Raw genomic sequence first — 15,935 nt, forward strand, 5'->3', positions numbered from 1 at the left:
GTGGCCTCGCACGTTGTCATGTCCGTCGGCGCCTGCTGTTTCGGCGTCGCGATCGGATACATCACTTATCGCACTCTGATCCGCACGGAGAAGGCGGCTGTCTCGGATCTCACGGCGGTCGTCGGCGCCGTGGGCGGTGCTGCGGTGACTGGACTCTTCGACCCTCAGCAGGGTGACACGTTCGGCTGGTACGCAATCGGACTGCTCACCGGGCTGGCCGCATTTTTCGGGCTCTTCCTGGCGCTGAACGGCAAGGCCAAGACTGCCACCGTCATGGGCGGCAGGGACCTCGGCAGCGGTGGCTCGGCACCCGGATCGGGGCGCGACCCAGCTGCGCCCGCAGGCCCGCAGCGTTGAACTGGAGAGCCAGTGCCGCCCACGGCCTTTGATCGCTGTGCAGTAAGGCATCCCGGGGCCCGGCGTCTTACCGAACGTCGTAAGCTCGATGGCACCTGAATCTGCGCACTCGGCGGCCATCGGATCGGCTGACACTGAGCGGGCACACCGAGGCAGGGCTGCCGCCTGACGGTCTCGCCGCAGGGAGGGATCACCGGATCCAGTATTCCGACGGAATATCAGCCCGCCACCAACGAGCGCCGTCTGACGCTGGATCACCGAGGACGCACCGGCGTGATAGCCGCGAAAGTGGATGAAACGATGTCCGTGAAGGCTCGGATATTCCGACGGAATACCGCCCCGTTGGCGAAGGGCAGACACCAAGACCGCTAGGGTCACCTCCAGTTAGTACCCTTTCGTCTCAGGAGCACCCCACATGGCCGCTGGAGCCTCCGGGCCCACGATGACCTTCGGCAAGAGGAAGAAAACCCGAAGTATCTGGGATGACCCCGATGCCAATGAGGTCATCGACATCCCCCTCGGGCAACTACACCCCAATCCTTTCAACCCCCGCCTCGTCTACCGCGACGAGGACATCGACGACCTCGCTGAGTCGATCAGGGCAGAAGACGGCGTCTTGCAGGACCTGTCGGTTGCTGAAGTAGAGGGATTCCTCGACTACTGGCGCGGCCGCCTCGCCGAGACACAGCCGGAGAAGCTGGAAGAGCTGGAAGACAAGCTCGGATCGGTTCCCGCAGGCGACTACGTCACCCTGATCGGGCACAACAGGAAACTCGCCCTGATCCGTGTCGGCAAGGACACCGCACCCTGCAAGGTCACCAACTCCAAGATTCCCAGGGCGCGGCTCCTCGGTCTGCCGGAGAACATGCGGCGGATCCCACTCAACCCGATCGAAGAGGCCCTGGGCTTCCAAGGCGCACTCGACGACGGGCTGACCCAGGCAGAGGTTGCCGCCCAGACCGCATGCAGGCAGCCGCATATCTCGCGTCGGGTCAAGCTCCTGAAACTCCCCACCGAGGTACAGCAGGCCGTCATGGACGGCCTCGCCGTCGGTGAAGCGGAGGTCCTGCTCGACAGGCTCACCACTCCGGACCAGCAAGTGCAGGCCTGGCGAGTGATGAAGGAAGAGGGCTTGAAGGCCGCCTTCGCTGCGGCCAGGGTTCTCGCACCCCCGGCCCCCACACCCTCTGAGGCCAAGCCGAAGGCGAAGCCGGCTCCCCCGGTCCCACAGCAGCAGACGCACTCCCCGGACGAGACAGCACCCGTGGCAGCCTCGGTATCGGATGCCGGTCCGACCGAGGCCACCCCTGCCGGTCCTGAAGAATCCGCCGTTGATCAGGAGACTGAGCGGACCGAGCCGGAGGTGCAGACCGAACCAGAGCCCGATCCGCGGGCCGAAGCCGCACAGCTGCGGGAGCAAGCGTGCCGCACGGTCGTGGCGTTGGGTGTCCCGGCTAATCCCCGGGAGACTCTGCGTCTTCTGGCCCCCGCCCTTCTCGTTGCCCCGAGTAAGACCGCGCGCGAGATGGCTCACGAGTGGTTGCGGTCAACGGCCAAGCCCGTCGGACCGGACGTGGAGAGGCCGGATAGGTACTTCACCGAGGTGTCCGCATCCGGCGACGTGAAGCTAACGGCTCACGTGGCCCTGGCCGTAGCTCTCGCGACGGCCGAGCAGCGAGCCGCCGACGACAAACGGTCCTGGGACGCACAGGACCGCGACTACGTCGCGCACCTCAAGTCCGCCGTCAACTATCAGCCCAGCGACTGGGAACTGGACCGCCTCGGCGGCATCTGAGGCACGCCCGTATTCCGTCGGAATATCGTCACCACAGCGCCAGCGGTATTCCGACGGAATATGAGGCGCCCCAGCACGACCCCTCAGGAGAATCGTTGCCAACCTCGAAGACCTCGATCGCGCCCGAAGACGGCGAGTGCCGTATCTTCGCCTGCACTGTCATCGCCGGTGGCGCCGGCAAGACCCAAGACGTCGTCAACCTCGCCGTCGAAGCGGCCGGACGAGGGCACTCCGTAGCCGTTGCCGACTTCGACCCGCAGCGCACCGCATCCCACATCCTCGGCTACCAAGACCCCCCCGAGGGCCAGCCGACCATCTTCGATGTTCTGCAGGGAAATCACCGTCTTGAGGAAGCCGTCGTACCGGCCCGCTATCGCATCGGGGAAGGCGAAGAGGACAGCGCGTTCCGCCGCATCCCCAACCTCGACCTGATCCTCGGCACGCCGGAGATGGCGGATGCGGAAGTCAACCTCGGTCTCGACCCGGCCGGTGTGCTGTGGCTGCAGAACGTCCTGGACGAGCAGATGCCCAAAGGACGCTGGAACATCATGTTCTTCGACTGTGGTCCGACACTTGGGATCCTTCTGCTGTCGATCGCCATGGTCGGTCCTGAGGTCATCGGATGCGTCGCGGACGAGTTCAAGTACATCATCGGCCTGCAAGACCTCGAAGAGACCCTGGCCAAGGGAGCTCGTAAGTTCCGCCGCTTCGGCTTCAAGACCGAGGTCCAGCACATCCTTGCCACGAACATCCCCATGGACGCCGAAGGCAAGATTCGGCGCAGCGGCGGAGCCGTCGCGGACGACGCCATCAAAGCCATCCGGGGCAACCCGGACTGGGATGGCAAGCTGTTGCCCATCATCCGGCGCAAGCAGCGCTTCAAGGACACCATCGTGACCCAGCGCCCACTGCGATTCCTCGATCCCCGCAACGAGGCACTTCAGGACATCGCCGCCGTCGCAGATAACCTCGGCATCCAACGCCTCAACTCCACACGGAAGCGATGAAGAGTATTCCGACGGAATACTGCGCAGCGGCGCCTGACCCGAGTGCGGGGTGGGCGCCGCGTCGCTGTCTCGACTCCTCGTAGGGACACCGTCTGCATCCCAGCGATTCTCAAGCGCCGGAGCGGGACCCGCTACGGACCTTCGTTGCGGCGAACGGACTGATCGGGGCCAGAGGGAGGATGAGCCTGTCCTGTACCAATGTGCGGAGCTGAGGCCGCTTGGGGGAGTGCGCGTCCCAACTCAAGTTTCAGCCCTCAGCGTCGGCCTCACGCCTCGCCAACCACGGAACACCGTTCTGAGACGTAAGTTCCAAGAAGGATCAACGGGTCAGGCACGCTCGGTTGCGCACTGGAACGATGGGCAGCCCGTCTGCACATCAAACACGCCTAGGCGGTCGTCACGGCGGCCGACGTCGAGAGCACCTGTGCAGGCGATCACTTTTCGCTGACGATCTGCAGTTGGCGACATCTGAACCGCAGCAACCCCAGCTGCATCGTGGGAGTGTGAGAGTTGCTCAGTTGTGAGGCTCGAACTAGGGGAGTGGGACGTGAACAGGGGGAGCGGCGAGGTACCGCAGCCAACCCGGGAAAGCCGGATCCAGTTGACGCGGGTACACCGGATCCTCATTGGCGTGGTCGTCGCTGGCGCCGTCATCATCGCCGGGATCGGCTTCGCCGGGTCCTACGTCGCCGTGCGGGAACTCGCTCTCCAAAAGGGCTTCGGGAACTTCGCGTACGTCTTCCCGATCGGCATCGACGCTGGCATCTGCGTCCTCCTCGCCCTGGACCTGCTGCTCACCTGGATCCGCATCCCCTTCCCGCTCCTGCGCCAGACCGCGTGGCTCCTGACTGCCGGGACAGTGGCCTTCAACGGCGCTAGTGCGTGGCCCGATCCGCTCGGCGTCGGCATGCACGCTGTCATCCCCGTGCTGTTCATCGTCGCCGTCGAAGCCGCCCGCCACGCGATCGGCCGGATCGCGGACATCACCGCGGACAAGCACATGGAGGGCGTCCGCCTCACCCGCTGGCTCCTCTCGCCCGTACCGACATTCCTGCTGTGGCGAAGGATGAAGCTGTGGGAGCTGCGCTCCTACGAGCAGGTCATCAAGCTCGAACAGGAGCGACTCGTCTACCAGACCAGCCTCCGCTCCCGGTTCGGGAAGGCCTGGCGCCGCAAGGCGCCCGTCGAGGCACTGATGCCGTTGCGCTTGGCCCGCTACGGCATTCCCCTCGCCGAGACCGCGCCCGCCGGTCTCGCAGCCGCCGGCATCGCTGAACTTCCGATCCTCTTCACCGTTGAACGGGTCTCCGCCCCCGCTCAGCCCGAAGACTCCGCAGTCGAGGAGATGCCGGACCAAGAGCCGGAGGCAGAGGAACTGGGGAGCGCGGATCAGGTGCAAGCTCGCGTCCCGGCGCCCCGGCAGGCCGGTGAGCCAGTGGGATCCGTCGGGGAGGACGCTGAGCCGTTCGCTGAGGCCTACCAGGCATTCATCACGCAGTTCCAGGTCGAGCCGACTTCCGCGCAGTGGGCCCTCTGGCTCCGCGACGCTTACGGCATCACCACCGGGGTCGGAGGCCCGCTCTCGGAAGAGCAGGTGCAGCCTCTGCTTCTGGTCCTCCAAGAGCGCTACGGGGTGCGAGCTGAGGAGCCCGTCGCGGCCGATGAGCTGCAGGCGACCGGCCAACCGGCGGACCAGTGGTACGACTACTTCTACAGCGCCTGGAGCGCTTATGCGGAGGAGTACGGCACCTACCCGGATGCTGCTGCTCTCGCGGCGTATCTCTATGAGCGGGACGCGATCACGGGAGACGGCGGTCGGCCCATCACGGGCGACGACCTGGCGGCTTTCGTCGTGAGCTTCCAGGAGCGTGAGGCCGCCGCCGAGCCGTCTGTCGGGGAAGCCGGCAATCCCGGCGAGCCGGTCGCTGAAGCGCCCCTCGCCCGGGAGGAGGCCCCTGAGGAGGCGTTCGCCGGTGCGGGAACTCAGGCCGCCAAGGAAGGGCGTAGCCCTGGGGTGAGCGCCTCGATCGACGATCACTCGACGACGGGACTGGAGAGTTCAGCGGGGGAGCGCGCTGTCCTCACTACGGTTGACCGCTACTACCTGGCGTGGAGTCAGTTCCAGACCGAGCACGGTGACGAACCGACTGACGAGCAACTGTCCGTCCATCTCGCAGCGCAGGGCATGCATGGGCGTGGTGGGAAACCGGTCAGCCCGGCCACCTTGCGCCGCTATCTTCTGCCGTTCCGCGTCTACAACGTCTGGGCCGAGCACCGGATGCGCAACGACAATCCGGACGCCGGCGCCGTTGCGCAGGAGTGCGCAGTCCGCGGAATCACCGGCCAGTACAACAAGCCCGTCACCGCCGAATACGTCACCGCGTCGGTCGACGATTTCGACCGACGCGGGCAGGCCCTCGCCCGGCATCACGTCGAAGCGCAGCAGTAGCCAGCAGGTGCGCACCGCTTGCGCATGAGGCATCCGGTCAACCCCGCCAACCTGCGCAATCAGCAGAAACGCCAGGTCAGGCATGCATTGCGCAGACAGGTAGATCATTGCGCAGACCCTGCGCCGCAGATGCCGGGACGCTCCTCACTCCCGTTCCTGACCCGAAGAGGAAGATCCATGCGAGCACTGCGCATCGACCCGGACGCCACCGTCACGGACATCAACCTCCCGGAATCCGATGCGCAATCGGCGATCCGGGACCATGTGGGATCACCCGATGCAGTCGACCAGGGCGTGTACCACCGGAGGGCCGTTCTGCACCTTCACGGCAGCGGCCGGGTGATCGGGCTCGACGCGAACCTCGCCGCGTGGGCCCTGGCGAGCGCCTGGCGTGGGACGCCTCTATACCCGCTCCACGGGACCGTCGTCGTCACCGGCCGCGGACAGGACGGGGGAGTGAACCCGCTGGACGACGAACTGGCCCAGCACGGGCACACAGTTGCGCAGACGGTGCGGGACACGCTCGCGACCTGGCGGATCCGGCCGCCCGCATCGAACCACGCCGCCGTGGATGAGCTCCTCGCGTACGCGACACGGGATATCACCCCCCCCCGCACGTAGCGTCGCGCTCCGCGGCCGCACCCCGGGAGGACATCCCGACCACGCGCGCCCGCGCAATGGCTACAGGGCCTTGCGTTGCAAGGTCCGCGGAATCGTGGGCAGAGGCTCCTGCCGAAACGGTGGAATCGGCGTGCAGTTGGCAGTGGCGGCGGCGGTTCTTTACTGACGATCAGTGGATCCCGCTGGGCCGGCTTGCAACAGCGTGTGAGCCGACTAGCGGCAGCGATGCAAGACGCTTGGTTATCTGCCCGTAGAAGCCGACGGCCCGAGGTCGTCGTCCGTCATCTGGTCCTGAACTCCAGGGACGGCCGCTCAGCTTGCCCCGACGACGCCCAGATCCCGCATACGCTCGTATACAGCCAAGACCGCCTCCGGTTCCAGTACGGCCAGCGGTGGCAGCGCGGTCTCCCAGTGGGTCTCGGTGAGAGCCACTCTGACGCAGCGACGGGCAAGTGGCCTCAGCGCCGGATTCCCCGGACACTTTGGGTCACCGATCAGCGCCTCGGCCAGCTCGTCCATCAACAAGGGGTAGTCCTCACCGAACATGCGCTCCACCGGCTCGACGGCGAGGTCGGGCGCGGTCACGGCCAGTACGGCGATCCGGTCGACCGACTGGAGCTCTTCTCGGTCCGTGTGCGGCACCTGGCCGACGAGTCGCGCGGCGCGTCGCTGGTCGAGGTGGAGCAGGGCCCGTGCCAGCCCGTACTGCCTCAGGGGCGGCCAGTCGTCCGTGGCACGCAGGTCCTCAGCGAAGTCGCCAAGGACACGCTCGGCCCGGTTCGGCGCCGCATGGGTCAGTACGTCGAACAGTCCCTTCCAGCGCTTGTCGGCGTTGGTCCGGCCGCGGACGCGGGCAATCGCCCGCTCGACCAGGATGCGGGCGCGGTCGGGAGCAAGTTCCTCCAGAGCCGCCGACGCCTTGGCCAGATCTTCGATGCTGATCTTTTGGAGAGGCTGGCCGTCCGGACCTCGCCACCTGGCCCGGTCGTCGACACCGCTGAGCAGGCGCAGTGTGTCCTCCGGTGCCGTCCGGGCATGGGCCAGCGCCATATCGGCTCGCAGCGACGCGGGCATCCCGCCTGCCCGGTACACGTCTTCGACCGCGTCCGGGCGGCCCAGCCGCACCAGCGCGCGGGCGAGGCACTCCTTCGTCTTCTCCCAAGTGTCGTAGTGCGGATGCTCACGTGCCCTCTGTTCCGCCTCCGTCGCCAGTTCGACGGCGAGGGTCCGGTCGACATCGACCGAGGCCGCCGCCATCTGCGCCAGCAGATCCGGGCCCTCCGCCGACCGCCTTGCCCACTCCGCGGCTTCAAGGAGCAGGTTGTGCCTCTCGTCGGCACCGTCGCGGGCGTGGCGGACCAGTGCGCAGCATGCCTCCACTCGAGGCCGGAGCGGGAGGAGAGGGTGCCGAAGCAATGCGCGGACCTCCTTCTGACGGCCCGTGCGAGTGAGGACGGAAAGCAGTTCGCGCCATCCGTAGATGATGTCGAGGTCGAAATCCCAGCCCGCGTTCGTGACCGCCTGCTCATCCAGCGCGAGGAACTCGGCGAGGTACCGCTGAGCCCATTCCCCCGCGCGGGACCCGTCGGCCTCGGCCAGCGCGGACAGCCCGCGAGACCGCCCGTACATGAGCCGAGCTCCCCGGCTGGCCTCCAGAACGCTGTCGATCTCGGCCCCGAGGCGCTCCTCCGTCCACGCCGGACCCACCACGGCGGCCGTCCTCAGCAGCCCGCAGACCATCACGCCGGAGAAGCTGATTCGGCCGACTTCGGACAACGTACCGAAGGCACGCAGAGCGTCGTAGATGATCAGTAGGGCCCGTTCGGCGTTGTTCGGTGCCATGGCGAGCGAGACCTGTAGGTGCTCCATAACCGTCTCGGGCAAGCTCGGCTCGGAGTCGTCCACCAGAGCCGGGACCTTCTCGACGATCAGCGTGGCGTTCGCGGGAAATGGCCTGAGGATGTCCAGCAGGTCGATCAACAGCTCCAGGGTGGCGCTGTAGGTCGGCATGGCCTCCATCGTCGCCAGCGCTCCGGCCGTCAACGCTCCCACCTGGTCCGGGTCTTCCGCCACTGCACGCCTGAGCAACGCGGCCCACACTGCGAGTTGGTCGTACCCGGGGTGCTGCCGGGCCACCTCTGCGGCGTCGTCGTAGTGCCCGGCCTCGACCAGCGCCAGGCCGTACTCCGCGAGTGGCTCGTCGTAGAGGAACTCGCTCAGCTCGGCGGCGTGGCCGAGGTATCCGAGCCGCGCCCATACGGCGGCCAGTTCGTTCGGGACCTTCGTACTGCGGTCGGCCAACCGATTACGTTCGAGCGCCAGGAGCGCCGGGCGCGTCAGATCCGGTGCCCCGGCGAGGAGTTCCCTTGCGGCGTCGGTCTCGCCAAGCGCGGCACTGTCCGTGCGGAAGCGGGCGAGCATGCGATCGTGCCGACGCCAGTCCAGGGCCAGTTCCGCCAGGCGATCGGCTTCCGCGCGTTCCGCGAGCATGCGGGCGTACGGCTCCAGGAGGTAGCGCGGGGTGCCGTCGGGCCAGCCGAGGTCCCGGTAACGCAGCGCCCAGGCGTACAGGCGGTCGCGGTAGGCGGGTAGTTCAGGGCCGAGGAACTGCTCCGCTGTATCCCGGAGGGTCTCGTGGGCGAACAGGAAGACCTGGTCGTCGGCGATTCTACGATCGGTGAAGGCGCGGCCGAAGACACTGTCGAGGTCCCAGACGACCTCGTAGTAGCGGCGTTCGGTGAGCTCGGCCAGGTCGGCGGAGGTGAGGCCGCCGCCGCTCGCGGTGAACAGGGCAACGACCTCGCTGCCGTCAGGTCCGGATCGGACCAGGTCGTTCAGTTCGGCCCGAGCCCTGAGCTCCAGGTCCTGGGCGTAGGCGGAGGGCTTAAGAGGGCGGATCCGGCAGCTGCGCAGGGGGTGGTCACCCGGCACGTCGTCGGGCAGGCCGGGGTGGTGGCGGCTGGTGACCAGGACGCGCAGGTTGTCCGGTGGGCGGCGCGGCAGCAGTGCGGCGACACTCGGTCTGGCTCCCTGGTCCTCGTCGAGACCGTCGACGACCAGGACGAGGCGTTCACCGCGCCCGGCGCATCGCCCGGCCGCCTCGGTGAGCAGCAGTGCGAGCAGGCCGGGGCCGCCCGCACCGAGTGGAAGGGGCCGCTCCGCGATCTCCGACAGCTGCCTGATCACCGAGGAACTGAAGGCGGCGGCGTCCGCCTGCCCGGCGAGCCGGGCGGTGATGAAGAACGACACGACCCTCACGCCGTCCGGTGGGGCGACCGAGAAGGACGAGACCAGCGCTGTCTTGCCTGCCCAGGGGCCCGCCTGCCACCACAGATAAGGGTCCGTGCCCGAGCAGAACTCCGTGAGTTCTGCCAGTTCGGCGTCCCGGCCGAACAGGCGGAGGGGCGCGATGGACGCGACCTCGGCCTGGTGCATTTCCAGTTCCAGGGACCGGGTCACCGGCGGCAGGACGTCCGGGAGGTCCTCGCACAGGGGCGGCAGCCCGAGGGCGTCACGGAACTCGTCGGCACCGGAGCGGTACAGGGCGTCGATGCGGTGTGCCTCCAGCCTGCCCGCGCCTTCCAAGGCGTGATTCGCGGTGACGACGGCGATGAGGCGGCCCGCTGCGAAGACCGGTGCTCCCGACATGCCCTCCCAGGCCGAGTACGCCGGGTCGGGATCGGGATCCGGTGGGCTCGAAACCGTGATCTCCAGAGTTCCGCTGCGCCGGTTCGACAGCACCGGCGCGGAGCCGACCAGATGGCACAGGTCCCGGTAAGTACCCGACGACGCGTCGCCACGGAACTTGAACCTGGGGAAACCGAGACCTGTGCAGGCGAGCACGGCATCCCGCTCGGGAACACGGCCGTAGCGGACGGGGGTGAGCTCGTCGGGCCGGCCGACGGCCAGGACGGCAAGGTCTCCGTCCTGGCCGAGAACTCGCGCGTCCTGCGTCCACTCCTCAGAGGTGTCGGCATTGCAGCGCACCCGCACCTGCACCGCTCCGCTGACCACATGGGAGGCGGTCAGGACGGTACTGCCCGTGATCCGGTAGCCGGATCCCCGTCGGCCCGGACCCTGGGCCGACTCGACGATGACCTCCACCGCCCGAGTGACGTCGAGCCCTTCAGCGCTCCTGGTCACCAGTCTGCCCGGACACCTCGGGGCGGCGGCCCGTGGACACCAGCTTCGGCTCCAGGGTCAGCCGGATCAACTGAGTGGTGGAGCTGCCGGCCCTGCCCTGGCCGTCCGCCTCTATCACCCAGAACTTGACCTTGCCGCCGGCTGACGCCTCCCGGCTGATCGCCACGGTGACCTCAAGCTCGATCGGTCCAACCTCGAAGCGCAAGTTCTGCCCGCCAGCGTCCATGATCGCCTGGTCCAGCTCCGACCGGAGTTCCCGGATCACTTCGGCCAGCTCGATCACGGTTCCTCCGTTGGGTGCAGACACTCTCACGGTGGGACTTTAGGGCTTCTCATGGGCGAGAACCCATGAGTCGGCCTAATCCGCCCGGCCGAAGTGCGGCCACCACAATCTCGTCATGAGGAGACTGCCCCGTACGCCACCCCAAGCAGGCTGCGGAGGATCGGTAGCTCGCACCCTGAGAAGATCGAAGCAGCCCCGCCGACGACCGCTACTGGACGTAGTCGTTGTCAACGGGACCGCGGATTTGCCAATCCGCTGCCAACGAGGTGCCGTCGTTGTCAGCGGAGTCGCGGATCCTAGATGCGTGCCACGCTGCCCGTGCCGTTGAGGAGATCGTTGATGAGTTGCTCGGTCTCCAGCTCCAGTGAACAGTCCAGCGCCCGGTTCACCTGCTGAACACGGGCGATGGCGGTGTGCAGACCCTGCCGGTTTCCGGCCGCGCTCTCGATCCGGAGCCAGTCCCGGTACAACAGCTCCGCCGTGCTGTCGACGTCGAGGCCGGTCGCGACGGCTTGGCGGGCCGCGCTGAGATCGTGGTGAGGGCCCGCGGGGGTTCGGTAGGTGGCCACCGTGTGCGCCACGTCGATGATGCGGGTGATCATCTCTTGCTGGTAGGGCTCGGCCCACGGCATCGGCCTGCCGCCGAACGGGCGGCCCCGCACCAGAGTGAGCGCCTTCTCCAGATCGGGCAGGCCGGACGGCCCCAGCGGTAGCGCGCGTTCAACGAGTTGCAGGAAGCGGCCCCAGTCGCAGCGTACGTCGGGAGAGATCCGGTAAGGGTCTTCGCCGGACCTGCGGCGCGGCACGTAGGGGTTGCCGGCGGAGTCGTTGCCCAACGCGCCCCGCAGTCCCTGCATCCGGGCGTTGAGGGTGGCGGTCGACCAGGGGCTGATGGGATCCATGTCGGAGCACAGAACATCGGCGCCCCGTCCGGGCCGGAAGAAGAGCAACGCGGCAAGCTGCGCCATCCGCGGGCCGTGGCCGGTGTGTTCCACGCCGCTCACTTCGACCGGACCCAGTACTCGGATCTCCGGTGCGTGCAGGTCATGAGCCTCGCCCTCCTCGGCACCGTCCCGCTCTTCAGCCTTCAGTGCCTCCGCGGCGGGGGATGCTGCCGAGGTACCGCCCGGGGACTGGTCCTTCTCGGGCTGAGGCGGGGTTTCGGCGGTGGGCAGTAGCCGGAGTCCGGACGGGTCGGCGGTGGCGGCGAGCAGGGCCGGGAAGATCTCGCTGCCGCGTTCTGCCGCCGGCGTCAACGACGTGCTCGTGGTGGCACCGTCGGCCGTAGGCGGGGCCGGGGGTGCCACCGGGGTGCTCTGGCGCGGCTGCTGCATCCCGTCGGGCTCGTCCGGCACGTCTTGCCAGGGCCCCTCGGCCGGGTGGGCGGATTGGGCGGACATCCTCAACGCGTCGGTGATCTGGAGATAGGCGCCGTGCTCCAGGCGCTGCACGGTGATGTCGGTGCCGACGGACTCGAGGTGCTGCGGTGTGCTGAGCGAGGCGTTGAGGATCTCCGCCTCGGGGAAGTGCGCGGCCGTCGTGCTCGCCGGCGCGATCAGGGTGACAGGAACCGTCGTGGCCTTGTCGATGACGTCGGCGACTTCCCAGGCCGTGTCCGCGTCCAACGATGACGCACACAGCAGCAGGTAGGGCTGGTGGCTGGTCTCGGGCAACTGGTGTGCTTCCAGCAGCCGCTCGCTCAGATCGCGCAGCGCGTGCGCGGGCTGCCGCATGTGTGCGATCCGCGCGGTGGGCAGCAGACCGGGGAGGTCCTCGCCGAACCCGAGGGTGACGACCTCGACGTCGTTGGCCCACGGGCTCATCCCGAGTTCCAAGGCGAGCGAGATGCACACCTCGGTGATGTGGACGGGGTTGCCGTCCAGGAGCACGGCGGACACACGGGCGAGGTTGAGCAGCAGAAGGTCACCCGCTTCGGTGCTGCCGATCGTGGCCAGCCCCGGATACGGCGCCGGCACCTGGCGGGCAGTCTCCTCGTCGAGGAGATCGGCGTCGGCGGACAGGGCCCACCAGCCGGCTTTCCCGGAGGTGAAGGGCGCCGCCGGCTCCTGGGCGAGGTCTTCGGGCAGCACCTCCACCGTGCGCGCGCCGATCCGCGCGGCCCGCAGCGACGGCAGGTTCGCATCCTCCGCTTCCCCGGCCAGATAGTGAGTCATCGTGCGCAGCGCCACGTCCAGGCGGACAGCGCCGACGGGTTCGGCGGTCGCGGCCAGTTGAGCTTCGGCAGGGGAGGGCTCCGACGCGATGGCGATCGTCTCGCCCGGTTTGCGGCGGCGGCGCTGCAGCATCCTGCGCAGCGCGAGAGCGCCGGTGATGGCGGCCGCCAGCAGCGCGCCGGCGCCGAGCACGGTGCGCAGGTTCAGCGAGCTGCCTGCCGGAGCCGGCACCGGCGTGGCGGACGGTGCGGCGGTAGGGGAGGAGACAGCGGAGCCTGGCTCCGCAGCCGACGCAGATGCTGACGGACCGGCGGCAGAGGGAGAGGAACTGGTGCTGGGCCCGGGAGTCGCGGACGCCGTCACGGAGGGAGAGCCCTGTTCCTGGCCGGGCGCCTCGGCGGCATGGCTGCTCGGGACGCTGGAGGGCGTGGACGACGGCTCGGGTGCAGCCGGGGTGGCGGTGCCCGGAGTCGGCGTCCGCTCATCTCCCGCGCCAGTACCCGGCTTCTTGCCGTCGGGCGTCTGGGTGGCCGGGGGAGTGGTCTCCGGGCTGCCGGTGTCCTCGCCGTCGTCACTGTCGTGCGACGGCGTGTGCTGGTCGGAGGGGACGCCGGGCACGGTGACCTGCTGCCCCGCGAAGACTTCATCCGGGTCGGTGATGGCGGGCAGCCCGTCCGGCTGCGCCTTGCCCCGGCTGGCCTCGTACAGCTTCGGCCATTCGTTGCCGTCGCCGAGCTCCGCTTGCGCGATCTTCGACAGGTAGTCGCCCGGGTGGACGGTGACGACGTGCGTGCTCTCGTTGTCAGCAGCGGGCGGAGCATCGCCGCCCGTCTGTGCCCGGAGGCCTCCCGCGGCGGCACTACGGGGCATCCTGAGTTGCCAGCCGGGCTGCAGGAAGCTGTTCGCGCGGAAGACCTCACCCCCTGCCATGGTGCGGCCCTCGTTGAGGGCGGCGATCTCCCGCCACCGCTCGCCGTCGCCGAGCTCCTTCTCGGCGATGCTCCACAAGCTCTCCGCCGGCCGCACCTCCCGCACCGTGTACGTCGCGTTCCGGGTGCTGTCGGCGGCCGCCGCCCGGTCCCCGGTGGCGCTCTCCGTGCTTACCTGCCCCGGCAGTTGGACGGCCGTGGCGCTCGGCGCGGCCTGCGCGGGGGTGGCCAGCGCGGAGCCGGTGGGCAGCAGCACCAGGATCCCGCCGATCAGGACGGCCGCGGCGCGCTGCGAGGCACCCAGCCCGCGCGGAGCGCGCCAGGACCGGCCGCGCAGCTGCGCGCTCAACTCCCATACGGCGCAGAACGTGAACTGCAACCACCCGGTCCAGCCCACGGCGACGAGGAGCAGCAGGAAAGCCCCGCCGGTGTCCTGCCGGTCCAGCAGGTGGGTGAGGTCGTCGTGGCCGGCAGCCCACAGGACGGGGGTCACCCACACCAGCAGCAGCGGCAGCCCGGCGACCGCGCCGGCCAGGACCAGCAGACTGCCGGCCGCGATGACGATCCGGGCCGTCAGGGAGCGCGCGGTGGCGGGGGAGCGGGGGGCGCGCATTCAGTTTCCTTGGGGTGCGGTGACGCCGTGCAGGAGAGTCGCTTCGCCGTGGCCGGTCACCGCGAGAGAGCCAATCCCGACCACGGGCAGGAACTTGGTGGCGTACGAGTCGGTGACGGTGACGTTGATGGTCTTACCGTCCCCGGAAACGCTGACCGATCCCGTCGCACCGGCGGAGCGCAAGTAGGCCTGGGCTGCGGCCTGCGCGTCCTGCGGATCCACCACGATCGCCTTGCCGGTGATGGCCTGGGCCGGGTCGATGGCCTGCCCGCCCGCCCGGGCAGCCTCACCGGCGATGTAGTCGGCGCGCTCAGTGGCGCGCATCTTGCTGCCGCCGTCGACACAGACGCCGATGATGCCGATCAGCGCGACCACGCACACGGCCACGAAAATGGTGACGCCACCCCGGTCGTCCACCCGGCCCCGGTACCGGCCCGCAAGCCACGCGATCATCAGTCCCCCCGCTGCCGGTACTGGTCAACGACCGACGTCGCCGTCGACGTCAGGGTCCGGGCCCCGGGCACGCCCGGAAGCAGAAGATCGGACAGGTTGACGGTGCAGTTCACGGTCACGGTGACCGTTCCCACCTGCCCGACGGGCACGTTGAGCCCGCTGGTGTTCACGCTGACGATGGCGGACGCGCACTTGATGCCCTGATCGTCCAGAGACTCGAGGGCGGCCGCGTGCGCGGCGTCCTGCGCGGCGGCCGCGGTGCGGTGGATGGAGGCCTCCCGCGCCGCGTCCTCGGCCGCCGAGTCGATTTTCGCGCCGGACATGACGAGGCGTCCGCCCGCGATCGCCAGACACAGGAACATGATCAGTGGCGGAAGGACGATGGCGGCCTCGACCGCGACACTGCCCTCGTCCCCACCGGCGGTCCGCTTCCAACGGCCCCTGATACGCAACGGATTCACCCCCCTGCCGTCGTCCAGCGCTCAACAGGCCCCGACGCCGACTGCGTGATCTTGAGACCCGACAGGCCCGGGATCATCGACAGGGCCGTACCAGAAACCTGTATCCGTACGCGTTGTCCGTCGGTGCTGGCCGAGACGCCGTAGCCGTGCAGGCTGTCGCCCGCGCTGCGGCCGAGGACCTCCTGCGCGCGGGCCGTACCGTCGGCGGGGGACGCCTGGTAGGCGCGGGCCGCGGTGAGGCCTTCGCGGGCGGCGGTCAGGGCGATCTCCCGTGCGTAGTACCACATGGAGGCCTGGATGACGGCGATCGTGGTGAGCAGGATGACCGGGAAGACGATCGCCATCTGGATAGAGGCGTCCCCGCGGTCGTCGCCCCAGCGCCGCCCGCGCCACCAGGCCCGGATACGGGCGCCATTGACCATCAGACCCCGCTCAGGCTCAGGTTGTACTTCGCGATCACTACGGCGATCGTGCCGGCGATCGCCAGGGCGCCGCCGACGGCGGCAACCCAGATGATGACGGTGGTGATGCTGATATCGCCCCGGTCCGGCTGGCGGGAAGCCTCCTCTAAGCGTGTGGTCAGCCAGCGGACGGCGCGGTAGGACCGGATCTCGGTGAACTTCATCGTGCGTGCTCCCAGGGGTTGAGCG

The 15,935-nt window shown here is 68.7% G+C and carries 12 protein-coding genes; 5 read left to right on the forward strand and 7 right to left on the reverse strand.

Going from position 1 to position 15,935, the window contains the following annotated elements:
• The 5 genes from OG714_RS55195 (at nt 1) to OG714_RS55215 (ending at nt 6,229) form a co-directional block, all read left to right on the forward strand.
• Nucleotides 1-357, forward strand: coding sequence for a hypothetical protein (locus OG714_RS55195; protein WP_331732489.1), 357 nt, complete (start codon nt 1-3; stop codon nt 355-357).
• A gap of 415 nt (nt 358-772) precedes the next feature.
• On the forward strand, nt 773-2,152 hold the full coding sequence (locus OG714_RS55200) for a hypothetical protein (RefSeq protein ID WP_331732492.1): 1,380 nt from the start codon (nt 773-775) through the stop codon (nt 2,150-2,152).
• Nucleotides 2,153-2,247: 95 nt separating this feature from the next.
• Complete coding sequence (locus OG714_RS55205) at nt 2,248-3,159, forward strand: ParA family protein (protein ID WP_331732494.1); 912 nt, start codon at nt 2,248-2,250, stop codon at nt 3,157-3,159.
• Nucleotides 3,160-3,706: 547 nt separating this feature from the next.
• Nucleotides 3,707-5,608: a DUF2637 domain-containing protein gene (locus OG714_RS55210; RefSeq protein WP_406132311.1), complete on the forward strand. Its 1,902-nt coding sequence runs from the start codon at nt 3,707-3,709 to the stop codon at nt 5,606-5,608.
• 177 nt (nt 5,609-5,785) lie between these two features.
• A complete protein-coding gene (locus tag OG714_RS55215) occupies nt 5,786-6,229 on the forward strand; it encodes a hypothetical protein (RefSeq protein ID WP_331732498.1) in 444 nt (147 codons plus the stop codon).
• A gap of 312 nt (nt 6,230-6,541) precedes the next feature.
• On the opposite strand, the gene OG714_RS55220 is transcribed toward OG714_RS55215, so the two are convergent.
• The 7 genes from OG714_RS55220 to OG714_RS55250 all read right to left on the reverse strand — a co-directional run bounded on the left by OG714_RS55220 (nt 6,542) and on the right by OG714_RS55250 (nt 15,910).
• Nucleotides 6,542-10,372, reverse strand: a complete 3,831-nt coding sequence (locus OG714_RS55220; protein WP_331732501.1) for a serine protease — start codon at nt 10,370-10,372, stop codon at nt 6,542-6,544.
• The gene (locus OG714_RS55225) at nt 10,356-10,655 is read right to left on the reverse strand and encodes a trypco2 family protein (protein ID WP_331732504.1); all 300 of its coding nucleotides are present in this window, start codon (nt 10,653-10,655) and stop codon (nt 10,356-10,358) included. The genes OG714_RS55220 and OG714_RS55225 overlap by 17 nt, the downstream gene beginning before the upstream one ends.
• 296 nt (nt 10,656-10,951) lie before the next feature.
• The gene (locus OG714_RS55230; RefSeq protein WP_331732507.1) at nt 10,952-14,371 is read right to left on the reverse strand and encodes a hypothetical protein; all 3,420 of its coding nucleotides are present in this window, start codon (nt 14,369-14,371) and stop codon (nt 10,952-10,954) included.
• Nucleotides 14,372-14,824: a pilus assembly protein TadG-related protein gene (locus OG714_RS55235; protein ID WP_331732510.1), complete on the reverse strand. Its 453-nt coding sequence runs from the start codon at nt 14,822-14,824 to the stop codon at nt 14,372-14,374. It abuts the gene before it with no gap.
• A complete protein-coding gene (locus OG714_RS55240) occupies nt 14,824-15,276 on the reverse strand; it encodes a TadE/TadG family type IV pilus assembly protein (protein WP_406132313.1) in 453 nt (150 codons plus the stop codon). The genes OG714_RS55235 and OG714_RS55240 overlap by 1 nt, the downstream gene beginning before the upstream one ends.
• A gap of 5 nt (nt 15,277-15,281) precedes the next feature.
• The gene (locus tag OG714_RS55245; RefSeq protein ID WP_331732517.1) at nt 15,282-15,707 is read right to left on the reverse strand and encodes a TadE family protein; all 426 of its coding nucleotides are present in this window, start codon (nt 15,705-15,707) and stop codon (nt 15,282-15,284) included.
• Nucleotides 15,707-15,910: a hypothetical protein gene (locus OG714_RS55250; RefSeq protein WP_331732520.1), complete on the reverse strand. Its 204-nt coding sequence runs from the start codon at nt 15,908-15,910 to the stop codon at nt 15,707-15,709. Before OG714_RS55250 ends, OG714_RS55245 begins: the two co-directional genes overlap by 1 nt.
• Between the last annotated feature and the right edge of the window lie 25 nt (nt 15,911-15,935).

This window comes from Streptomyces sp. NBC_00989 (assembly GCF_045162655.1).
GTDB lineage: Bacteria > Actinomycetota > Actinomycetes > Streptomycetales > Streptomycetaceae > Streptomyces.

Bases quoted from the DNA above. Each gene is read 5' to 3' on its own strand.
- OG714_RS55200 (WP_331732492.1), top strand. From the start codon at position 773: ATGGCCGCTGGAGCCTCCGGGCCCACGATGACCTTCGGCAAGAGGAAG.
- OG714_RS55215 (WP_331732498.1), top strand. From the start codon at position 5,786: ATGCGAGCACTGCGCATCGACCCGGACGCCACCGTCACGGACATCAAC.
- OG714_RS55230 (WP_331732507.1), bottom strand. From the start codon at position 14,371: ATGCGCGCCCCCCGCTCCCCCGCCACCGCGCGCTCCCTGACGGCCCGG.
- OG714_RS55235 (WP_331732510.1), bottom strand. From the start codon at position 14,824: ATGATCGCGTGGCTTGCGGGCCGGTACCGGGGCCGGGTGGACGACCGG.
- OG714_RS55245 (WP_331732517.1), bottom strand. From the start codon at position 15,707: ATGGTCAATGGCGCCCGTATCCGGGCCTGGTGGCGCGGGCGGCGCTGG.
- OG714_RS55250 (WP_331732520.1), bottom strand. From the start codon at position 15,910: ATGAAGTTCACCGAGATCCGGTCCTACCGCGCCGTCCGCTGGCTGACC.